Annotated in this window: 16 protein-coding genes and 2 pseudogenes; 6 read left to right on the top strand and 12 right to left on the bottom strand. The window is 69.3% G+C overall.

Annotated elements, in window-relative coordinates; all coding sequences use genetic code 11:
• Positions 1-10: 10 nt before the first annotated feature.
• The 7 genes and pseudogenes from ACQPZG_RS04770 to ACQPZG_RS04740 form a co-directional block, all read right to left on the bottom strand.
• Positions 11-421: pseudogene (locus tag ACQPZG_RS04770) on the bottom strand (cytochrome P450); the annotation flags it as partial.
• A gap of 658 nt (positions 422-1,079) precedes the next feature.
• On the bottom strand, positions 1,080-1,577 hold the full coding sequence (locus ACQPZG_RS04765; protein ID WP_433544646.1) for a peptidylprolyl isomerase: 498 nt from the start codon (positions 1,575-1,577) through the stop codon (positions 1,080-1,082).
• 235 nt (positions 1,578-1,812) lie between these two features.
• Positions 1,813-2,151 carry a hypothetical protein gene (locus ACQPZG_RS04760; RefSeq protein WP_433544490.1) on the bottom strand — a complete coding sequence of 113 codons (339 nt, stop codon included), beginning with the start codon at positions 2,149-2,151 and terminating at the stop codon, positions 1,813-1,815.
• Positions 2,152-2,425: 274 nt separating this feature from the next.
• Positions 2,426-3,427, bottom strand: a complete 1,002-nt coding sequence (locus ACQPZG_RS04755; protein ID WP_433544489.1) for a peptidogalycan biosysnthesis protein — start codon at positions 3,425-3,427, stop codon at positions 2,426-2,428.
• A complete protein-coding gene (locus tag ACQPZG_RS04750) occupies positions 3,424-4,677 on the bottom strand; it encodes an MFS transporter (RefSeq protein WP_433544488.1) in 1,254 nt (417 codons plus the stop codon). The genes ACQPZG_RS04755 and ACQPZG_RS04750 overlap by 4 nt, the downstream gene beginning before the upstream one ends.
• The gene (locus ACQPZG_RS04745; protein WP_433544487.1) at positions 4,674-5,915 is read right to left on the bottom strand and encodes an ATP-grasp domain-containing protein; all 1,242 of its coding nucleotides are present in this window, start codon (positions 5,913-5,915) and stop codon (positions 4,674-4,676) included. Before ACQPZG_RS04745 ends, ACQPZG_RS04750 begins: the two co-directional genes overlap by 4 nt.
• 12 nt (positions 5,916-5,927) lie before the next feature.
• Positions 5,928-7,142: an ATP-grasp domain-containing protein gene (locus tag ACQPZG_RS04740; RefSeq protein ID WP_433544486.1), complete on the bottom strand. Its 1,215-nt coding sequence runs from the start codon at positions 7,140-7,142 to the stop codon at positions 5,928-5,930.
• A 255-nt stretch (positions 7,143-7,397) separates the two neighbouring features.
• Here ACQPZG_RS04740 and ACQPZG_RS04735 point away from each other — a divergent pair, with 255 nt between their 5' ends.
• Both ACQPZG_RS04735 and ACQPZG_RS04730 read left to right on the top strand, forming a co-directional pair.
• Positions 7,398-8,837: a coproporphyrinogen-III oxidase family protein gene (locus tag ACQPZG_RS04735; RefSeq protein ID WP_433544485.1), complete on the top strand. Its 1,440-nt coding sequence runs from the start codon at positions 7,398-7,400 to the stop codon at positions 8,835-8,837.
• On the top strand, positions 8,834-9,907 hold the full coding sequence (locus tag ACQPZG_RS04730) for a DUF1152 domain-containing protein (protein ID WP_433544484.1): 1,074 nt from the start codon (positions 8,834-8,836) through the stop codon (positions 9,905-9,907). Before ACQPZG_RS04735 ends, ACQPZG_RS04730 begins: the two co-directional genes overlap by 4 nt.
• A 34-nt stretch (positions 9,908-9,941) precedes the next feature.
• Here the strand turns inward: ACQPZG_RS04730 and ACQPZG_RS04725 are convergent, their stop codons facing one another.
• The 5 genes from ACQPZG_RS04725 to hppD all read right to left on the bottom strand — a co-directional run bounded on the left by ACQPZG_RS04725 (position 9,942) and on the right by hppD (position 15,637).
• The gene (locus ACQPZG_RS04725; RefSeq protein ID WP_433544483.1) at positions 9,942-10,097 is read right to left on the bottom strand and encodes a hypothetical protein; all 156 of its coding nucleotides are present in this window, start codon (positions 10,095-10,097) and stop codon (positions 9,942-9,944) included.
• A 120-nt stretch (positions 10,098-10,217) separates the two neighbouring features.
• The gene (locus tag ACQPZG_RS04720; protein WP_433544482.1) at positions 10,218-12,335 is read right to left on the bottom strand and encodes an MMPL family transporter; all 2,118 of its coding nucleotides are present in this window, start codon (positions 12,333-12,335) and stop codon (positions 10,218-10,220) included.
• A gap of 127 nt (positions 12,336-12,462) precedes the next feature.
• Entirely contained in the window at positions 12,463-13,764 is a 1,302-nt protein-coding gene (locus ACQPZG_RS04715) for a geranylgeranyl reductase family protein (protein WP_433544481.1), read from the bottom strand.
• Positions 13,761-14,492, bottom strand: coding sequence for a demethylmenaquinone methyltransferase (locus ACQPZG_RS04710; protein ID WP_433544480.1), 732 nt, complete (start codon positions 14,490-14,492; stop codon positions 13,761-13,763). Before ACQPZG_RS04710 ends, ACQPZG_RS04715 begins: the two co-directional genes overlap by 4 nt.
• 38 nt (positions 14,493-14,530) lie before the next feature.
• Positions 14,531-15,637 (bottom strand): 4-hydroxyphenylpyruvate dioxygenase, encoded by a 1,107-nt coding sequence (gene hppD / locus ACQPZG_RS04705; protein ID WP_433544479.1) that lies wholly within the window; start codon positions 15,635-15,637, stop codon positions 14,531-14,533.
• 249 nt (positions 15,638-15,886) lie between these two features.
• Here hppD and ACQPZG_RS04700 point away from each other — a divergent pair, with 249 nt between their 5' ends.
• From ACQPZG_RS04700 to ACQPZG_RS04685, 4 genes and pseudogenes are all read left to right on the top strand, one after another.
• A complete protein-coding gene (locus ACQPZG_RS04700; protein WP_433544478.1) occupies positions 15,887-16,987 on the top strand; it encodes a methyltransferase in 1,101 nt (366 codons plus the stop codon).
• Positions 16,984-18,036: a prenyltransferase gene (locus ACQPZG_RS04695; RefSeq protein ID WP_433544477.1), complete on the top strand. Its 1,053-nt coding sequence runs from the start codon at positions 16,984-16,986 to the stop codon at positions 18,034-18,036. The genes ACQPZG_RS04700 and ACQPZG_RS04695 overlap by 4 nt, the downstream gene beginning before the upstream one ends.
• Before the next feature lie 190 nt (positions 18,037-18,226).
• A pseudogene (locus ACQPZG_RS04690) lies at positions 18,227-18,463 on the top strand (polyprenyl synthetase family protein); the annotation flags it as partial.
• A complete protein-coding gene (locus tag ACQPZG_RS04685) occupies positions 18,455-19,531 on the top strand; it encodes a tocopherol cyclase family protein (RefSeq protein ID WP_433544645.1) in 1,077 nt (358 codons plus the stop codon). The pseudogene ACQPZG_RS04690 and the gene ACQPZG_RS04685, both read left to right, overlap by 9 nt.
• Position 19,532: the final 1 nt, after the last annotated feature.

Here is a 19,532-nt window from a genome sequence, read left to right as displayed (position 1 = left end):
ACACAGCCCTTCAGGCGTAGCAGCGCCGCGGCGGTGTGCTGAGCGACAGAAGAAGTGGGACCTGCCGAAACTGCAACTCCAGGCCATGGAAAGAGATCGGCGCGCGGGAGAAGCGTGGGATGAGCTGGGCGAAGACCGCGTGGAGTTCCATCCGGACCAAGGGGGCGCCGATGCAGCAGCGGGCCCCGTGACCGAATGTCAGGTGCGCGGGAGTGCTACGGGTGGCGTCGAATGTGTCCGGGTCGGTGAAGGCGGCGGGGTCGTGGTTGGCAGCGCCGGTGTCGAGCATGACGAGGTCGCCCGCTGGAATGGTGGTGCCGTCGATCTCGATGTCGGTGCGGGCGTAGCGGGGGATGCCGCCGCCGGACTTGCTCGGCATCCGCAGGATCTCCTCCACCACTCCGGGCAGCAGGGCGAGGTCCTTGAGGGCGGCCTGCCAAGTGGGGGCGGTGGTGAAGGGTCAGTCGGTGACAGCGGCGACGGCCAGGCGGTGGGCGAGGCCAGCGCGATCACGGCCGGTGAAGCCGGTACCGACACTTCCCACCTTGCCCACCCATCACAGTCCGCCGCCGGGCCGCGGTTCGACGAGCAGCACCGCGCCGGGCACGCCGGCCACAACACCTCAGCCGGGTCCCAGCCGCCGAGCACGCAGTCCGCCACCCGCCGAGCACGCAGCCCACCACCCGCTGACGCCGCAGGTCGACGCACGACCGGGGGCGCGCGCCCGGGTCGTAGACGCCGCGTCGCGCTTGAGCACGACCCTTCGAGCCCGTGGAAACGGGCCGGCTCGGAATCCTCCCGGCTGCCCCGCCACCGACGCCTGCGTCGACCGGTTCCGGCCGTGCAGACAGAGACCCTGCAGAGCCCGGCGGCGCTCGATGTCCGCGAGGCCAGTCGGATCGCAACCGCCCGGATGCAGGGCGTCCAGAAGCACCGGATGCGCGGGCAACGTCCGGGCGAGGCGGGCGGCTCCGGCCGGGCTTGCGGCGGGCGTCACCCTGGACTGCGGACGCCTGAAGTCCGGGCGGCGCCGAAGGCAACGATCTCCCCGCCCAGCACGGCCGGGCTACCGATCCGCGTCACACCACGCCGGAGGCCGTGATGGTGACCGGTGCCTTCGTGGTGCCCTCCTGCGAGCCCTGGGCTTCGGCCTTACGGACGACCTCCATGCCCTTGACGACCTTGCCGAAGACGACGTGCTTCCCGTCGAGCCACGGGGTCGCGGCGGTGGTGACGAAGAACTGCGAACCGTTGGTGTCCGGACCGCTGTTGGCCATGGAGAGCGTGCCCGCGTCCGTGTGCTTCAGCGAGAAGTCCTCGTCCTTGAAGGTGTCACCGTAGATGCTCCGGCCGCCGGTGCCGTTGCCCGCGGTGAAGTCTCCGCCCTGGAGCATGAAGTCCGGAATGATCCGGTGGAATTTGGAGCCCTTGTAGCCGTACCCCTTCTCGCCGGTGGCCAGGGCGCGGAAGTTCGCGGCGGTGCGTGGCGCGACGTCGTCGCGCAGGGCGAATTCGATACGCCCGGCGGACTTGCCGTCGATGGCGACGTCGAAGTAGACGTTCTTGCCCTGGGACACCGGCTTCCCCGACGTGGAACGGTCGGCGGCCGGCGTCTCCTTGCCGGAACAGCCGGAGAGGAGCGGAACCGCCAGGGCAGCAGCGGACAGAGTGGTGAGGAAAGAGCGACGGCGCACGCGAACAGGCCTTTCGGACGTGAGAACAGAGTCAGGTGAAGACAACACCATGTTCTCCCGGACAGGAGTCGAGTACGAAGCAGCCCCGCCCCGGCCCCCGGTCGAGGCGAGGACCACGTCAGTCCTCCCCCGGCCCGTGACCGGCCTTGAGCGCCAGCTGCTGGAGAAGTTCGCCCGACGAGACGTCGCTGCGCCCCGCGTCGTGCAGCTCCGCCAGCTGGTGGAACACGAACGCGAACACGCTCACCAGGCGCGCGGTCGACCTGCGCAGCTCTCGTTCCTCCTCTTCGGAAAGGCCGGGTGGCAGGGCCCCCTCCAGGAGTTCGGCCACCAGCTCGCCGACCACGCGTCCGTCGGCGGGTTCGTGGCCGTGCGGGTCGCGGTGCATGTCCCGGTACCACTGACCGCTCTGGGTCAGCACGCCGATCACTGTGGAGAGCATCTCGTGTTCCTTCATGCTCTTGAGCGTAGATCGACGTGCGCCGCCCTACGCACCGCTTCCCGTCGATCACTTGTGGTAGTTCACCACCTCCGGCCGGGCGGTGCGTGCGCAGGACAAGCGGCGCCGGCCCCGCGCGTGACGCCGGGCGAGGTCATGGGCCGTAGGGGCGCGTGGTGTGCCTACGGGGCACATGGGGCGGGGCGGGCCGTTGATCTGCCGGAAGGCGTGGGCAGTTGCGCGGTGGAGCGTGAGCCGGTCCGGATTGCTCCAACAGCTCACATAGCAGACCTCACCGGTCGACCACCGCGTACAGGCTGGATACCGCGGCACCGCGCCGCCGCTTGGCCTCGATCGTCGTCATTCCCGCGTGCAGGCCGGTCGCGCCGTGGCCGTAGGCGTCTTCGATGGGCAGGTAGTACATGAGGTTGAAGTACAGGTAGGGGGTTGGGTGCTGCCGGTCGACGGCGACTGCACGGATCCACGTCGTAGACCCGTAGTGGTAGTACAGGCAGACCCCGATCATCCGCTGCCTGGCGTAGGCGGCCACCACACGTGCTTCGCTGCCCATCGCCGACGCCTGCCGCTCCAGCACCGCGGTCATCGCGTCGATACCGTCCCGGTCGTGTCCGTGATCCTGCTGGTGTCCGGCGAGCAGAACCCCGGCGTCGTGGCAGCAGTCAGCGAGCACCTGCTGGCGGACATCGAGTCCGGCCGCGGCGAAGGCACGGCGTTCTCGGCGTATGCCGACACGGCGCTGCGGGGGCAAAGAAGCGAGGTAGTCGTCGAAACCCGCGCCCGGTAGGGGGATGAGGGCGTCGTCCTCCAAGCAGAAGGGTTGTTCGGGGTAGAGGGGGGCGAGCCGGGTGGCGGCCGGGGCGGTGAGGTAGGGCCACCAGTGTGTGGTGTGGTGCCGCTGGGAGAAGTGGCGTGCGGCGTCCCGCAGGAGGACGAGGCAGGCGTCGCGTTGTCCGGCCTTGAGGCCGGGGTCGGTGAGGGGGGTGTTGTGGTAGCCGCGCCGTGCCCCGGCGATCACGCGAGGCCGCAGGTGTGCGGGCAGAACGGCGCCGGGCTGGTAGTAGTCGTTCGGTTCGTCCCGCACCAGGTAGAGGGGCGCGGCGGCGAGCAGGCTGCCTCTGCGGTCCCGTACGAGCGCATACGCGCACGTGGCGGTGGGGTCTTCTTCCTCGCCGGCGAGCCACTGGTGGGAGAGGTAGAGGCCGGCCGGTCGGGCGAGGTGTTCCCACTCGGCGGCGGGAACGGCATGGAGGGACTCGACGATGCTCGTGATCAACGGGGCTTCCTCCGACGATGGCGGTTGGGGGCTTTCAGAGCGGGCGCGGCGAACAAGGCGATCAGGCAGGCGGCGGCTTCGACACCCCATGGCAGGAGCGGTCCGGCTTCCAGCAGCAGAGCGAACAGGGCGGGAGCCGCGACCATGCCGATCGCCCACGAGAACTGGTACAGGCCCTGCGTGAAGCCCCCGGCAGCCTCGGGCGTCAGGCTCACCGACAGTTCACTCAACGCCGGGCCGAGGAGGATCTCCGCCGCGCTGAACAGTGCGATCGCGACCACGAGAGCCGCCCAGGCGGTGAAGGCGAGGCGGGGCAGCGCGGGAAGTGCGAATGCCCCCATGGCCAAGGTCATGGTCAGGTATCCGGCCGCCACGGCGCGGCGTGGCACCTTCGGCGCCACGTGCGCGGTGATGGCCGTCGAACACGCGGAGACGATGACGGTGTTGATGACGAAGAGCACACTCGCCGCCGACGCGGGAAGCCCCAGGGTGCGAGTGGTGTAGAGGGCGACGAGCACGGCGAGGATGGCATGAGCGAGCACATAGGGGAGGTTCACCGCCACGAGCAGCAGGTAGCGGCGCGAGTTGTCCGCCCGGGTCACCAGCGCACTCGGCGAGGCGTCCTTCCGTACCGGTGGAGTGGTGGTGAGGGCGGCGAAGCAGGCGGCGGCCAGCAGGTAGGTCGCGGCATCGACCGCGATCATCCACCACAGGGAGCCCTTCCCGAACACCGTCAGGGCCCCCGCCGCGGCGGCGGACCCCGCGGCCAGGCCGATGTTGCGAAGCGAGCCGGTGAACGCGAACCACGACCGGCGTTCCTCGGGCTCGGTGACGTGCGTGATCAGGGTGCGCTGCGCGGTGAAGTACATGTTGATCCCCGCCTGCACCAGCAGGTACACGCCGGCGACGTGCCAGAGCTCGCCCGCGAGCAGAAACAGGGCGAACCCGGCGGCGGAGAGGATGTTGGCCCACACCACGACCTGTTTCGGTCCCACACGGTCCATGAGGCGTCCGGCGAGGAACGTGACCGGTAGCGCGATGGCCTGCCCCGCCGACATCGCGACGCCCACCTGCCCCAGTGGCAGGCCTCGCACGTCGGTGAAGTACAGCAGCCCCAGTGGCAGGAGCATGCCGTTGCCGACGGAGTCGATCAGGTTGCCGGTGATGAAGAGGCCGTGACCGCGCAGTGCGGGAACACCGAGACGGTCTGCGGTGCGGGTGCGGCGGCGGGCCTGGGTGGTCACGCTCATGGGCTCAGCAAGGAAGCGATCTTGCCCATGGCCTCGGCCGCGGGGAAATCGGTCGCATCGTGCAGCTCCGTCAGGGCTTTCACGGTCTTGTCTTCGTCGCCTTCGGCGAAGGTGACCACGACGATGTCGCCGTGCGAGGCACCGTCGATGACCAGCTCGTGCGCGGTGACCACCTCGACGTGTTCCCGAAGCCCGGCCACCACCGCCGGGGGGATGCGGCCGTCGGCGAGGAATTCGATCGCCCACCCGGCCCGTTGCACCATGCCGCCGGCGAGGGGAAGGCCGCGGGCCATGCGGGTGAGGGAGGCGAAGGTGTTCGTGCCGGACGCGGCGCACGACAGGGTGGTGGCGCCTCCGATGCGCGGATTGACCTCCAGGATCACGAACTGGCCGCCGGTGTGGACCATATCGACGTTGATCGACCCGATGACTCCCAGGTCGGCGCAGAGGGTGACCAGGGTGCGGGCCACTTCGGCGAACGCGGCGTCCGCCTCCACGCGGGGCCCGCACCAGCGCAGATCGGCGAAGGTGAACACCGGATCCGCTCCGGCGCGTCCGGTCCAGCACAGCGGTAAGACCTGGTAGGAGCCGGGCCGTCCCACGATGTCCACACTGCACAGGTCGCCTTCGACGACTTGTTCCACCACCGCCGACACCTCCGGCGAGGACGCGAGATAGGAGTCGAGGTCGGCGGGGGAACGCAGGGTACGGATGCCCATGCTGGTCGAGTCCCACACGGGCTTCACCATCAGCGGAAAGCCGATCTGTTCGGCCTGCACTCGTAGCGCGTCCCGGTAGCCGGGCACGCGCAGACCCCGTCCCGCCAGCAGATCGGAGTCGGCACGGAACCCGTCCGGCACCCTCAGCCCGGCCTGCCTGCAGAGCTGCTTGGTCTCCCACTTGTCCACCAGCAGTATCGTCGCCGCGAGCGGCGTCATGATCGTCGGGATGCCCGAGGCGTCCAGGAAGGTCTTGGCCGCGGCGTCCCGCAGCGCGTTCTCGCACGGCAGCGAGATCGACACCGCCGCATCCGCTCCCCAGGCGGCGACCGCATCCGCGAGCTCCCGCGGGGTCACTTCCCGATCAAGCCGTTCCCGGTACCCGGGGAAGTCGTCGTCACCCGCGCTGCCGCTGGTGTAGAACAGTCCGGCCTCGACCCCGTCGGCCGCCAGCGCGCGTACGGCCTGCTGGATGTACGGGTCGGCGCGCTGGATGCCCACCGACCGCAGAAACGCCATCTTCCGCACCTCTCAGCCCACTTCCACTCGGGACCGGGCGGCGACCTGATCGGCCAGCTCGCGTGCTTGCCCAACCGTTGCCGCGCGGGCCACCACGTGCCCGATCCGGCAGGCCGAATCCGCAGGCTCAGGCACCGTTTCTCCCGGCCGGAGGTGCAACTCGCTGTGCGTGCCCGGCGTTTCGGGGATGACCACCCGCCGCAGCACCCCGCCGCGCTCAGGCAGCAGGAACCGGATCGTCGCTGCGTCGGCGCGGGAGGCGACGGTGTCGGGGACGCGGCCGAGTACGGCCTGAAGGTAGGCCACGGCTTCCCTCACGCCCGTCGCGGCCTCGACGACCTCACAGAGGTTGTCCCCCGGCAGACGGGCGCCGGTCTCGATCACGTACGGAATCTCCGAACCCGGAGGGATCTTCACCTCCGTGTGTGCGATCCCGTTGCGCACACCGACGGCGAGCGCTGCCCGCGCCGCGGTGTGCTGCACCCTCCTGGCGAGCGGCGAAGCCAAACCGGAAGGACAGGTGTGCCCGGTCTCGATCCGGTACCGGCCCTCGGTGGTGTCCTTCCTTACGACCGGCAGAGGGTAGGCGACCCCGTCCGCGACCACCGTTTCGCACGAGTACTCCTCCCCCGGGACGTACTCCTGCACCAGAGCCCGCGTGTCGAGTTCCAGGCCGTGCGGGGAGGCGTGCGTGTACTGCTGGGCCGCGCCGACCGCGCGGGTGAGCTGATCCGGACCGTCCACCACGGACACACCCCATGAGCCGCCCTGCTCCGCGGGCTTCACCACCAGCGGCCAGCCCAGCTCGTGTGTCCGCGCGACCTGGTGCGCCTCGGCCGCATCGTGGACGACCGCCCAGCGGGGGGCGGTGATCCGGGCGGTGGCGAACGCCTCACCCATCAGGATCTTGTTCCTGGCCGCCCGCGCGAGCAGAGGGTCGTTGCCGGGCAGGCCGACCCGCTCAGCGAGCAGTGCGGCGAGCGGGGTGAACAGCTCGAAGCAGGCGGCCACACCCGCAACGGCGCGGTGCCCACAGAAGACCTCCATGTCCCCCAACGCCCTTTCGGTATCCGTGAGATCCGTCACGCACACCCCCGCGAAGGCGGACCGCAACCAGCCCGGGTAGTCGTCGTAGACGTCCTTGTGCGTGGCCGCGTACAAGCGCAATCCCAGCTGGTCAGCGGCCTCGACGAGGAAACGCCCCGCGTTCCCCATCGGTTCGATCACCAGCACTCCCGGCCCGCTCGGGCCCGCTCCGCATGTCATTCCACCAGCAAAGCCGCGGGGCGGAGGCAGCGGCTATGGGCCTGACCGACGAAAACAACTAGCCGCCCAACGCGCCGATTTGGAGCAACGTCCAGCCAACCGGCCAGTAGCCACAGGGCATTTGGTGCGCATGGCCCATGGAACCGCACAAGCATTCCGTGGTCGGATCACCACGCCAGGTAACCGCACCCTCGATCCGAACGGGAAAGCCGCATCGTGACCAGCCTGAAGCAGCAACTCGCCGACCACATCGACCGGGGCGTCGTCCCGCCCTACCAGTACTCCTACCCGCCCCGCTCCACCTACCGCCCCCTCCCGGAGGGCAAGTGGGCCATCGCTGACGTATGGGCCAAGGACCTCGTCAACCACCAGGTCCCCGAGCTCAACCTCTATCTGCACGTCCCCTTCTGCGACCGCAAATGCGGCTTCTGCAACCTCTACACCGTCATCAGCACCGACGAGGACGTCTTCGACGCCTACACCGACGCCCTGTGCACCCAGATCCGGGATCACGCGGAGATCATCCAGGCCCGACGCCTGCGCACCCTCTACATCGGCGGCGGCACCCCGGCCCTGCTCAAGCCCCGCCACTTCGAGCGGATCTTCACCACCCTCGGGGACATCTATCCCAACTGGCGCTCCACCGTCGAAGAAGTCGCCGTCGAAGCCACCCCGTCCTCCATCGCCGACGAACCCGCAGAGTTCAAGGCCCTCCTCGACATGGGCCTCACCCGCGCCAACGTCGGCATCCAGTCCCTCGTCCCCGGCGAGATCCGCGAAGCCGGCCGCGGCGGCGAGGACGAGGACGTCATCCGCCGCGCCGTCCACACCGCGCACGAACTCGGCCTCCCGGACCTGTCCACCGACCTGATCATGGGCTTCGCCGGACAGACCCCCGAAACCTGGCGCCACAGCGTGAACGAACTGGCCGAACTCCGGCCCACGACCATCAGCACCTACTTCCTCACGGTGCGGCCGGACGCCTGGTTCTCCAGGACCGGCGCCTACCAGTACATGTGGCAGCCCGAGTTGTACGACCGTTACGACTACGCCCGCGAGGTCTTCCTCGACCACGGCTACGTCCAGGAAGGCTCCGTCCGCTACAAGAGGCCCGGCCGTGGCGGCTACGTCCAGAAGGTGCTCACCTTCCACGGCGTCCCCCTGCTCGGCCTCGGCGTCGGCGCCCGCTCCTACACCAGCGTGCTCGACTACATGACCGGCAGCGTGAAGCCCTCGACGGCCGAGGTCGCCGACTACATCAAGAGGGCCAAGAACCACGAACTGGCCGCCGTCACCGGCTTCCAACTGACCGGCGAAGAAAACGTCCGCAAGCGCCTCGTCCTCGACGCCTTCGACCTCGACCTCACCGAACTCGACCGCTTCGGCTACCAGCAGCACGCCGCCGAGTTCGAACCCATCCTCGACGCTGCCGAGGCCAACGGACTCATCCACCGCCTCGGCCGCCGCATCCAGCTCTCTCCCAAGGGCTTCAAATACCGCGACATCCTCTCCTGGATGTTCTACTCCGAGCCCGTCAAGGCCCTCGACCGCGAGTACTACGAGAACCTCCACGCGGCGAACAAGCGTGCCCGGAAGAACATGGGCGCAACCCCCGTACGCATCACCGGCATCGACCTGCGCGAGGGCATCGCATGACCGACCTGTACATCGCCGCGGGCGGCGGAGGCGACCCCATCGGCACCCTCATCGCCGCCCGCACCATCACCGTCGACCCGGCCCCGCCGCTGATCGCCACCTACGCATGGGAACGCCCCGAGGTCGACCCCACCCACAGCCCCCTCGGGAAACGGGACTTCGCCGGGCTCGCCCGCGAAGCCGGCGGCGCCGCAGCGTTCACGTCTGCAACCCGCCCCCGTTTACCCGCCGGGTCCACCATGCCCGGCCTCGCCAGGGACCTGCCTGCCCGGCTGCTGCTGCTCGACCCCACCCACGGGCTCTCCTCCCTGTCACGGCAGATCGCATCCATGGCCGAGGCCGCGGGTGGCCGCCGAATTCGCATCGTCGACATCGGCGGCGACGTCCTCACCCACGGCGACGAGCCCGGCCTGTGCAGCCCGTTCGGGGACGCCTACACCCTCGCCGCCTGCCACCTCACCGGTATCCTCACCACCGTCTACCTCGCGGGACCCGGCCTCGACGGAGAAATCGGCGAACACCCCCTCCTCGAACGCCTCGCCGGGCACCTCCCGCTCATCCCCAGCCGGAGCGCCGCCTCGGCAGCAGCCCCCGCACTGGCCTGGCACCCCTCCGAGGCGTCCGCGTTGTGGGCGGCCGCCATCCACGGCACCCGCGGCACCGTCCGCACCGCCCGGGACACCATCCACCTCACCGACGTCTCTCCACGTCTGTACCACCTGCCGCTTCAGGAAGCCCTCGGCCACAACCCGGTCGCACGGGCCCTCGTCGACGAGCGCCCGGCAACTCTGGACGCCGCAGCCGACCTCTCCCACCGGCTCACCGGCATCCACGGGCTGGAACCCGAGCGCGACCGAACTCCGCAGCCGGAGCCGCCCGCTGACCCGCCCGCTGGGAACACCGGCTTCCGCAGCCAGGACGTGACCATGAAGACCCTCCGCGAAGCGGCCTGCGGAGCCGACCACGTCACCTTCCGGTATGCCGCGCGCACCCTCGGGCTCACCTGGACGGACATCCCGGCCCTCCGAGGGATCCTGAACACCGGCACCCCACTGCTCCAGCTCACCTGAGCCACGCCGTAGGGCCGGTGCGCGTGGGGGCTCTTCACGGAGCGGACCGGCTGCGGGAGAAGGCCACGGTCGTCACCGTGGTGATCGGTGACACCCCGACGTGCCCGCCCGGCGGGGCACAGCCGTCACGTCGGCGCTGCCCGGTCTTCTTGTCGATACCGACGACCGGGCACGCCCTTTTGCCGCTCACGCCCCGCTGCGTGAGGCGAAGGTGGAGGCGCGTTCCTCGGACAAGGCACGGCGCCCCTGGGAAACGGACCGGTCCGGGCCTTGAGGTCCGTCGCGTCCCGTGAACCGGGGTGCCGACCGGCTACGAGGTCGCTCCCCGGTCACCGCCACCGCCCGACACGGCCCGAGGAGGCGGTGCGCTCCGGCTGTCGGAACATGGACGGGGCGAGTGGGGCCACCATGTGGCCCGGCCTCCGAGGTGCATGATCGCCGGTACGAGCACCGCGCGTACGAGCGTGGCGTCGAGAAGGAGTGCCGCGGCCAGGGAGAAGCCGAAGAGTTTGACAACGGTCAGGGACGATGTGGCCAGCACGGCCACGGCCAGGATGAGAACGGCAGCCGCGAGGGTGATCAGGCGGCCGGTGGACTCCAGTCCGTGACGTACGGCACCCGGATGGTCGCCGGTGCGGCGGTCCTCCTCCATCATGCGGGCGAGAAGGAACATCTCGTAGTCCATGGTCAGGGCGAAGGCGAGGAACAGGACAAGGACCGGAGTGGACATCTCCAGCCGTCCTGTGACGGTGAACGGGCCCAGGAGCCATTGCAGGTGCCCGTGCTGAAAGACCGTCACCATGATCCCGGCGATGGCCGTGAGGCTGAGGGCTGCGACCAGGATCGCCTTGATCGGCACAAGCACGCTACGGGTGTAGAGGAAGAGCGCCGCGCCCATGCCGAGGGCCACGAGCCCTGCGGCCAGGGGGAGGCGATGCACCAAGGCGTCCTTGGTGTCTGCGAACAGCGCTGCTGGTCCCCCCACCAGCCGGTGGGAGCCCTCCGGGGCCGGGACGGCCCGCACGTTCGTGACGAGACGCTCTGCGGCGCTGGAGTCCGGCGTGACCGCGGGTACGGGGACCACATGCAGCCACGTGCCCGCCGAGTTGGAGTACTGAGCGGGGGATGCCGTTCCTGGAGCGGCCGTGCCCGTACGGAACACACCGGCGGCCGAAACGACCTGGGCCACTTCAGGCACTGCGGAGAGCCGGGCCGAGTAGGCGCTCAGGGCGTGCGGGCCGCCTCCGGGGTCGAGGCCGGGCAGCGCGACAGTGATCGGGCTCAGTGCCGACTCGTCGAAGTGGCGACGCAGGTGTTCACCGGCGACGTGCGCGGAGGAGGTGCTCGCCAGGGCGCGGTCGTCGGCCAACTGGAATCGGGCCTCGGAGGCCGGGAGAGCAAGAACCGTCAACACCCCGAGGGCGGCGCTGCCCCACAGTACGGGGTGACGCTGGATCCTCTGACTGAAGGTGCGCCACAGGGCGTGGGTACGGGGAACGGACGTACGCCGGCACCTGCTGAGACGATCCCCGAACAGGCTGAGCAGCGCGGGGAGTACGAAGACGGAAGCCGCCGCGGCGAGGGTGACGACGATGACACAGGCCAGGCCCATCGAGCTGAGGAAGTACAGGGGGAAGCAGAACAGGGCACAAGCGCACAGGGCGACGGCGCCTGCCGAGAACAGCACGGTGTGGCCTGCGGTCCTCGCGCTCTCAAGGATTGCCTCCGGGCCGGTACGCCCGCGCTGCCGTGCGTCGCGGTAACGGGTGACGATGAACAGGCTGTAGTCCACCGCCAGTCCGAATCCGAGCGCGGTGGTGAGGTTGACGGTCAGGAGCGAGATTTCGGTGACCGGTGCGAGCAGGTGGAGCAGGGCGAGAGTGCCTCCGACGGCCACCAGGCCGACGACGACCGGTAGCAGACCGGCGAGGAGCGATCCGAGGGCGAGCGTCAGCACCGCGAATGCGGCGGGTGCGCTGAGAAGCTCGCTGCGCTGCGCATCGTGCTGGACCTGTTCCATGGTCTGCGCGCCCGCGGCAGCGGGACCGGTCGCCATCACCGTCAACGACCGCTGCTCCCCGGACAGTTCGCGGGTGATCGTGCTCGCCGAGCGAGCCGCGTCGCTGCTGTCTCCTGTCAGCTGAAGCAGAACAAGGGCGGCACTCCCGTCGTCCGAGATCAACTCGGGGAGTCGGGAGTCCCACCACGCCGTTGCCCTCTCCACGCCCGGCAGTGTCGCAGCGCGCTGGACCAGAGCGGTACCGTCGCCCGTGGCCGTGCCGGTATCGACGCGACCGCCCCCGCGCGAGGAGACGACGAGGATCAGGTCGGGTCGACTGGTCCCGGTGTGCGTGCGGATCCACTGCTCGGCACGCGCGGCTTCGCTCGCGGTGGCTGTGGTGCCTCCGAGGCCGAGCCGGCTGGTCATGTGCAGGGTCGACCAGCCGCCCGTGCAGACCACCAACGCAGCCAGGACGAGGACGAGGGCTCTGTGCCGGGTGGCCCACCCGGCGCCCGCGGCCACAAGGGCCGCGGGAGTCGCTGACCGCACTGGTTTACGCCGAACGGGGCCGGTTCGCAGTCCTGCCACCCGACCCTGAAGGGGTGCAACGGATCATCGCGTTGATGAGGTGGTCCATGGCATCCACGCTGGGACTGTCGGTCAGGTTCGACAGCAACCGCACCATGAAGCGCATGGCTTGCGGGGACTTGACCGCGTTCTGGGTGACCAGCGAAGTGAACGAGGGCCGGGCCATCAGCGCCGAGAAGGCACATCCCAGACGGTAGTACCGGCCGAGGCGGGCCTCCATTTCTGACGGGTAGCGTTCCAGGGCTCGCTCGCGGGAGGCTCCGGCGTACCGGGCGAGCGCCTGGGCCGCGACGTCCGCGGCCAGTTCGCCGGACTCCATGGCGTAGGTGATTCCCTCACCGTTGCACGGGTTGACCATGCCGCCTGCGTCGCCGATGAGCATGAGGCCGTTGCGGTAATGAGGGAGACGGTTGAATCCCATCGGCAGGGCTGCCCCGCGGAGCGGGCCGTCGGCATTCTCCTCGGAGCGCAACCCCCACTCCTCGGGCGTCCGCGCCAGCCAGGTGGTCAGCATTCTGCGGGTTTCCATCGAGCCGGTGCGGGAATCGTTGAGGACACCGAGGCCGACGTTGACGCGGCCGTCGCCCATGGGAAAGATCCAGCTGTATCCAGGCAGCACGCGGCCGTCGGGGCGGCGCAGATCGAGCCACGATTCCAGGTAGGGGTCCTGATGCTTCGCGGGGCTGTGGAAGTAGCGTCGGACAGCGGTGCCGACGGGCCTCTTCTCCAGCCGCGCGATCCCTACTGCCAGGGCCAGCCTGCCGGCAACGCCGTCCGCCGCGATCACCAGCGGGGCGGTGAAGTCCATGGGCTGTTGGTCGGGGCCGAGCGCGGAGACACCTACGACCCGTCCGCCCGCGTCCAGCAGCGGCGTGGTCGCCTTGGTCCGGGTGTGCAGTCGGGCCCCGGCGGCGACCGCGTGTTCGGCGAGGATCCGGTCGAAGTCGTGACGGGTGCGGGTCAGACCGTAGCCGGGGAAACGGCCGCTCTGCGGCCAGTCCAGTTCGAGCGTCCGCCCGCGCGAGACGAACCTCAGACCGCGATTGCGTTTCCAGCCGGGGGCGGTGATGTCGACGCCCATGCGCACCAGCTGGTGGACAGCGCGTGGTGTCAGGCCGTCGCCGCAGACCTTCTCCCGGGGAAACTCCGCCTTCTCCAGGAGCGCCACGTCCACTCCCTGGCGTGCCAGGTGGTAGGCGGCGGTGGCACCGCCGGGCCCCGCTCCTACCACGATGACCTGGGCGTGGGTCCGGAGCGTCCGATTCATGTGCGTGCCTCCGTGGACAGGGGGTCGGCACTGGCGCGGGGCAGGGGGCGCACGGCGCGGTGCAGCGCGACGATGCCGCCGGTGAGGTTGCGCCATGCCACCTGCTCCCAACCTGCCCCTGCGATCACGGCCGAGAGTGTGCGCTGGTCGTGCCAGGCTCGGATGGTGTCCGACAGGTAGGTGTAGGCATCCGGGTTGCTGGAGGCGCAGCGGGCGATGCGCGGCAGACCACCCATGAGGTACCGCAGGTACACGGTCCGGAAAGGTGTCCAGGTGGGGTGGCTGAACTCGCAGACCACAAGGCGTCCGCCCGGGCGGACGACCCGGGCCATCTCCCGCAGCGCGGCGGGCACGTCGACGACATTGCGCAGTCCGAACATGATCGTGACCGCGTCGAAACTCGCGTTGTCGAAGGGCAGGGCGAGGGCGTCGCCCACCTTGAGGGTGACCGGGCGGCGCTCTCCTTGCTCCACCATGCCGGGTGACCGGTCGATGCCGACGACGGTCGCCCCCGACCGTGCCAGTTCCTCGGTGGACACACCGGTGCCGCACGCGACGTCGAGGCACCGTTCCCCGGGGCGCAGCGCGAGGGCTTCGCGCGTACGGGTGCGCCACGTCCGGTCCCGCCCGCCGGAGAGCACCGTGTTGGTGAGGTCGTAGCGGTGGGCGGCTTGGTCGAACATGCGCGTGACGTCATCCGGCCGCTTGGCCAGCGTGGCACGAGCCATGTTCTCCTCCTTGATCGATGGGATCGCTGACAGGGCCGTCACAGATTTCCGCGCTGCTCCTGCTCGCGCTCCACGGCTTCGAACAGCGCTTTGAAGTTGCCCTTCCCGAATCCCTGGCAGCCGTGGCGTTCGATCAGCTCCACGAAGAACGTCGGCCTGTCCACCAGGGGGCGGGTGAAGATCTGCAGCAGGTAGCCGTCCTCGTCACGGTCCACCAACACCCCCCGGCTGCGCAGCTCGTCGATGTCTGCACGCACGGATCCGATGCGCGAGCGGAGCACCGGGTCGCTGTAGTACGTGTCCGGTGTGGGCAGGAAGTCGATGCCGGCCGCGCGCAGGGCGTCGGTGGCAGCGAGGATGTCGTGGGTTTCCAAAGCGATGTGCTGGGTGCCGGGGCCTCGGTGGTGGTCGAGGTATTCGTCGATCTGTGAGCGGCGCTGTCCCGGGGCCGGCTCGTTGAGGGGCAGCTTGACCTTGCGGGAGCCGTCGGCGACGACCTTGCTCATCAGCGCCGAATACTTGGTGGCGATGTCGTCCCCGACGAATTCCGCCATCAAGGAGAACCCCATGGTGCGTTGGTAGAAGTCGACCCAGTGGTCCATGCGCCCGTGTTCGACGCATCCCACCACGTGGTCGATCCGGTGAAACAGCTGTGGTCCGACGGGTGTGGGTCCCCCGGGGCCAGGGGGTTCGAAGCCCGGCAGGAAGGGCCCGTCGTAGGAACGTCGCTCGACAACGGTGTGCCGGAGTTCCCCATAGGCGGCGATGGCTGCCGTACGCACCGCGCCGAACTCGTCCTCCGTGTCGCGCGGTTCCTCCAGTACCACCGCGCCGGCCAGTACCGCGTGTTCCAGACCTTCGTCCAGGTTGGCCACCTGGAGGGCGATGTCGCTGACCCCGTCTCCGTGTACTGCCGCCCATCGTGAAGCGCTGCTGTCGGGGTGGCTGCCCCCGGTGAGGACGAAGCGGACGTCGCCCGAAGACAGGACGTACTCGGCATGGCCGTCGCGCGTGCTCGTGGGGCGACGCAGTGCGGTGATCTCCATGCCGAACGCGGAGACGTAGAAGTAGGCCGCCTGCCGGGCGTTACCGACGCACATGCGTACGTGGTCGAGGGCGATGACGTCCCAGGGGCGCGTCGACATGGTGCGGCGCTCTTCCCTCGCAAGGGGGGAAAGGCCGAGGACGGTGTGTTTCAAGGCTGGAATCCCTTGCGCCGAGGATGAGCGACATCGCAGTACGCCGGATCCGAAAGTAACTCCCGGTACGGGGGCCCGCGCGCTGCGTGATCCGCTCGGGTGCTCTCTGTGCTCTTCGGGTCAACAGCACGAGCGTCGAGGCGGAGCCCGGGACCAACCTTGCCCAGCGAGGCCATACGCCCCCCGGAGGAACACATGACCATTTCCGTGACGACTGACGCGACGAACCCGACCGCATCCCTGGCGACGCCGGCAGCCGAGGCGCTGGACATGGACCGCTTGTCCTTCATGCTCTTCGGACACGCGGCCTTCCAATACCTCCATGCGGCCTGTGAGCTGAAGCTGCTCGACCTGCTCATGGAGCGCGGTGCCCTGACAGTCGGGGAGATCCGCGAGGAACTGGCCCTGGCCGAGCGGGCGGCCGACATCCTGCTCCTCGGATCGACCGCGCTCGGACTGACGGTCAAGGAAGGCGACCGTTACAGCGCCGCGGCGCTGATCAGCTCCCTGCACACGGAGGGGGTTTGGCAGAAGTTGAAGGACACGGTGGCGTTCGAACAGCACATCGTCTACGAAGGGCAGGCCGATTTCGTGGAGTCGCTGCGCGAGAACACCAATGTGGGACTGCGCCGCATCCCCGGCGACCACCCCGACCTGTACCACCGGCTCAGCCAGCACCCCCACCTGGAGTCGGTGTTCTACCGGTACATGCGCTCCTGGTCCCAGCTGGCCAACGAGCACCTCGTCGCCGAGCTGGATCTCGGCAACGCCGGGCACCTGCTCGACTGCGGTGGCGGCGACGCGGTCAACGCGATCGCCCTGGCCCGGCACAACCCCGGTCTCCAGGTCACCATCCTGGAGATCCCCACCTCGGCCGCCGTGACCGAGAAGAAGATCGCCGAAGCTGGTCTGTCGGACAGGATCGAGGTGCATCCGGGCGACATGTTCACCGAGCGTTTCCCTTCGGACAACGACTGTGTGCTCTTCGCCCATCAGCTCGTCATCTGGACGCCCGAGGAGAACACGCTTTTGCTTCGTAAGGCGTACGAGGCTCTCAAGCCCGGCGGCCGGGTCGTCATCTTCAACTCCATGTCGAACGACGCGGGCGACGGTCCCTTGATCGCGGCCCTCGACAGCGTCTATTTCGCGGCTCTGCCGGCGGAGGGCGGCATGATCTACCCGTGGCGCCTGTACGAGCAGTGCCTGCGCGACGCCGGCTTCTCCTCGGCCCAGCGGATCGCGGTGCCGGGCTGGACTCCCCACGGCATCATCGTTGCGACCAAGCACGCCCCATGAGCGTCTCGCGAGCGACGATCACGAGCCCCGGCACGGGCCCGCTCGCCGCCTTCATCAAGCTCGCACGGGTCAAGTTCCTGTTCCAGAGCATGATGGTCACCGGATTCGGCGTCACCCTGGCCGTCCACGCGACAGGGGTCTTCTCTCTCCGTTGGTACCTGCTCACCCTCGCCTTCGCCTGGTCGACCCATCTCATGACGCATTTCTGCAATGAGTACTTCGACCTTGAGGCCGACCGTGCCAATCCGTCCCCGACCGCGTGGACCGGCGGCAGCCGGGTTCTGGTGGACGGTCTGCTGAAGCCCGCCGTCAGTATCGGAGCGGCCTTCGTGCTCCTGTTCACCTCGGTCGTCCTCACCGTCCTCATGCCGTCCCTGACCGCGCGGATCCTCGCGACCGCACTGATGGCACTGGCCTGGTTCTACACGGCTCCCCCGCTGCGACTGAACTACCACGCCTTGGGAGAGGTGACCTGCGCGGCCGTGCTGTACGGGATGGGACCGCTGCTCGCCGCGTATCTGCAAGCCGGGCAGTTCAGCTCGCTGCTTCTGTGGGGCACCGGTTTGGTCGCCGCCCAGCAGGTCCTGCGATGTCTGATCATGAACCTGGCGGACATCGAGGGCGATGCCCGCGTGGGCAAGAGGACGCTGGCTGGTGTGCTCGGGCCACGCCGCCTGGCCTTCACCTACGCGGCCGGCCAGCTCGGCCTCTACATCGGCGTCGTCGTCCTGGCGGCTCTCGGTGAACTGCCGCCGACGGTGGCCCTCGCCCAACTGGCTGTCGCGCCTGTGGCGATCTTCGTGGTGCGCAGCTTGTCCAGCGGCGCGATGGCCGATCCGAGCAGGGCCAATGCCGTGACGTTCTGGTCGTCGATGCAACTGCCCCTCACCACCTGCCTGACCATGGTGGGACTCCTGGTGGACCTGTCATTGAGCAGCCGGCCGGCGCCAGCGCTCTGGTCCTTCATCGCGGGAATCACCACCCTCATGTTCGCCTTGTGGCTGCGACAGGCCGTCCACGCCACCCGACGTCACGCGGGTGCGCCGTGACCGCAGCGGCGACCGCGGGCAGCAGTGCGGCTCACCGGCAAGTTCGTACGGCCTGTGATCGCGCACGCCGCCAGAGGGAACCGGCACTTCGTGCCGCGGTGCGACGGCTCCCCGCCGCTCTTTCACGGATGAGTGCCCACCACTTCGGCCGGCACGATCGGTCGGCGCCGCGCTCACTGCTTCCGACGGCGGCAAAGCCTTCCGTCCGACTCCTGCCCCTCTCGCAGCGGAAGCACTGAGAGGGCCCGCGCGGTGCGCCGCGCCCGGTGCCGTAGCCCTTGAGCTCGTGCACGACTTCGCCCTCATCCGCGACGACATCATGGCCGGCGACCTCATGCGTCGGAACCGCCCGACGCTGAAAAGGCAGTTCGGGACCGGACCGGCGCCGCTGGCCGGCGGCGGGCTCCACATCATTGCCATGGACACCTGCCGCTCCACTGGACGAAACGTGCCAGGTGAGCACACACCCGACGGAACGCCGCAGCGTGGGGAGACCACCATCCGAAGCACCCGCCGACACGTCCGGGACCACTGGCGCAGGACCGGCGCGGACCTGCCCTGGGGCGACCCGCTCCCCTCGCACCAGGCGCCGATGGAGGGCTACCTGTGGCGGTTCACCGACACGCGCCGGGGCCGGGTGCTCCTTGTCGCCTGCGGTGTCAACCACCATCCCCACCGCCCGTGGGGCACGGTGGTCGTCGCTGCGGACCCTCTCGGCACCGTCAGGTCGACGAGTGTCGACGGAGCCTGGGCCAGCACCCAGCGCTACCAGGTCCGCGTCCCGGCCGCGCTGCGGTACGGGGCAGGTGCGCTCCATGTCCGGCTGGACGACGACCTGCACATCGACTGTGTGCTCGGCGAGCCCCGGACCAGACCTCGGCGTGCCGTCCACGGCAGCGGGCTCTTTTCCCTGGTGCCGGGACTCAACCACTACTGGCATCCCCACCTGTTCGATGCGAAGGTCCGAGGGACCGCCCGGTTGGGGGACCAGAGGTGGGACCTGTCCGACTGCCATGTCTACGCCGAGAAGAGCTGGGGACGAGGCTTCCCGCACACCTGGTGGTGGGGCCAGGCCCATGGGTTCGACCGCACGGACATGTGCGTCGCCTTCGCCGGAGGGCTGCTCGGTCGAGGACGGTTGGCCCTGCCGGTCGGCGGCGTAGTGGTCAGTACCGGCGACGGAATGATCAGCTTGATTCCGCCCACCGCGGGGGTACGGGGCGGCGAACGTGACGGCCGCTGGTCGATCAAGGCCCGCAACCACCGCTATCGGGTCCGGCTCACCGGTGAGGCAAGCAGCAGTCGCCCCTGGAGGCTGCCGATCCCACTGCTGGAGCCGCACCGGTTCGGCTACTCGACACAGCATTTGGCCGGGAACCTTCAGCTGGAGATCTTCCGCGACGGACAGCTGTACTACGCCGGACAGTCAGCGTTGGCCAGTCTGGAAACCGGTTCGAGTGGCGCCCGGTGGGACCGGTTTCGCCAGCTGACGTAGC

The sequence above is a fragment of the Streptomyces sp. CA-294286 genome (assembly GCF_050947155.1).
Taxonomy (GTDB): domain Bacteria; phylum Actinomycetota; class Actinomycetes; order Streptomycetales; family Streptomycetaceae; genus Streptomyces.
The sequence above is the reverse complement of the archived record's forward strand: the minus strand, read 5'-3'. Positions and strand labels throughout refer to the sequence as shown.

What these genes read in the sequence shown, in the direction of transcription:
- ACQPZG_RS04760 (WP_433544490.1), bottom strand. Translation starts at nt 2,151, where the DNA reads ATGAAGGAACACGAGATGCTCTCCACAGTGATCGGCGTGCTGACCCAG.
- ACQPZG_RS04750 (WP_433544488.1), bottom strand. Translation starts at nt 4,677, where the DNA reads ATGAGCGTGACCACCCAGGCCCGCCGCCGCACCCGCACCGCAGACCGT.
- ACQPZG_RS04745 (WP_433544487.1), bottom strand. Translation starts at nt 5,915, where the DNA reads ATGGCGTTTCTGCGGTCGGTGGGCATCCAGCGCGCCGACCCGTACATC.
- ACQPZG_RS04730 (WP_433544484.1), top strand. Translation starts at nt 8,834, where the DNA reads ATGACCGACCTGTACATCGCCGCGGGCGGCGGAGGCGACCCCATCGGC.
- ACQPZG_RS04720 (WP_433544482.1), bottom strand. Translation starts at nt 12,335, where the DNA reads ATGACCAGCCGGCTCGGCCTCGGAGGCACCACAGCCACCGCGAGCGAA.
- ACQPZG_RS04715 (WP_433544481.1), bottom strand. Translation starts at nt 13,764, where the DNA reads ATGAATCGGACGCTCCGGACCCACGCCCAGGTCATCGTGGTAGGAGCG.
- ACQPZG_RS04710 (WP_433544480.1), bottom strand. Translation starts at nt 14,492, where the DNA reads ATGGCTCGTGCCACGCTGGCCAAGCGGCCGGATGACGTCACGCGCATG.
- hppD (WP_433544479.1), bottom strand. Translation starts at nt 15,637, where the DNA reads ATGTCGACGCGCCCCTGGGACGTCATCGCCCTCGACCACGTACGCATG.
- ACQPZG_RS04700 (WP_433544478.1), top strand. Translation starts at nt 15,887, where the DNA reads ATGACCATTTCCGTGACGACTGACGCGACGAACCCGACCGCATCCCTG.
- ACQPZG_RS04695 (WP_433544477.1), top strand. Translation starts at nt 16,984, where the DNA reads ATGAGCGTCTCGCGAGCGACGATCACGAGCCCCGGCACGGGCCCGCTC.
- ACQPZG_RS04685 (WP_433544645.1), top strand. Translation starts at nt 18,455, where the DNA reads ATGGACACCTGCCGCTCCACTGGACGAAACGTGCCAGGTGAGCACACA.